Below are 1,159 nucleotides of genomic sequence, written 5' to 3' on the forward strand. Positions count from 1 at the left end.
GGAAAGAATAACGAACCCATTCAATAATTCCAAACTCAAATATTAACTCGTTCAAAATTCATTCACTCAATAATTCACTCATTTCTAGTATGGATCTACATCTATTTGTGTAAAAACGCCTTTAAATTCTTTGGTAGCATTAAATTGAGTCAGGGTTTCTCTCAATGCATCTTTAACTTTTTGAATGGCAGTATGCTTATCAGCTTTGATAATGATCTGTTTGATATAAAGATTGCGAACACGACTTACCAGAGGTTGCTCTGGACCTAAAACCCGTTTACCAAATTTTCCTTTAAGGATATTGGCCAGCGTGAATGCCGCGTGATCTAGTACATGAGAATCTTTATGTTTTACATATAGGAATATCATTCTGGAAAAAGGCGGATACAAGAATTTCTCCCGTTCTACGATTTCGTCGTTGTACATGCCCTCATAATCGTTGTTCACCACCTGTTTAATGATGCGGTTTTCGGCATCATAAGTCTGAATACAGACATTTCCCTGATCAGCCCTTCTCCCTGCCCTACCTGCAACCTGCGCCAATAACTGGAAACTCCTTTCGTAAGCACGGAAATCAGGGTAACCTAAAAGCGTATCGGCATTAATTACTCCAATAAGGTTCAGGTTATCGAAGTCCAACCCTTTAGCTACCATTTGTGTGCCGATTAAAATATCGGTTTTCTTTTCTTGGAAGTCGTTTAAGATCTGTTGGAGCCCATTTTTTGTCCTTGTACTATCCATATCCAACCGGGCTATGGTAACTTCCGGATAAAGTAACCTGAGTTCTTCTTCAATACGCTCGGTACCAAATCCTTTTTGCTCTACATGCACCGAACCACAGGCCGGACAGATATTTACGCTACTTTGTTGATAGCCACAATAATGACAATGTAATTTGCCACTGCTTTTATGATAGGYTAAACTTACATCGCAGTTTACACATTTTGGGGTATAACCACAGGYAGCACAGATTAGAATTGTGGCATAGCCCCTCCTGTTCTGAAATAACACAATCTGTTCCTTTTTAGAAAGCGCCAGATCTATATCTTTTATCAATACACTCGAAAAATACGAGCTCATTGTTTTTTTCTTCGTTTCTTCCGAAATACTTACTACTTGCTGATTGGGAAGCTGAACACCACCAAAACGCTCTTTCATC

The 1,159-nt window shown here is 39.2% G+C and carries 1 protein-coding gene; it reads right to left on the bottom strand.

Annotated features, from left to right (window positions below):
* Positions 1–84: 84 nt before the first annotated feature.
* The coding region (gene priA, locus AC1DND_RS28220; RefSeq protein ID WP_477586205.1) for a replication restart helicase PriA at positions 85–1,159 on the bottom strand (1,075 nt) is incomplete at its 5' end.

Source organism: Pedobacter sp. 01N416 (assembly GCF_056399685.1).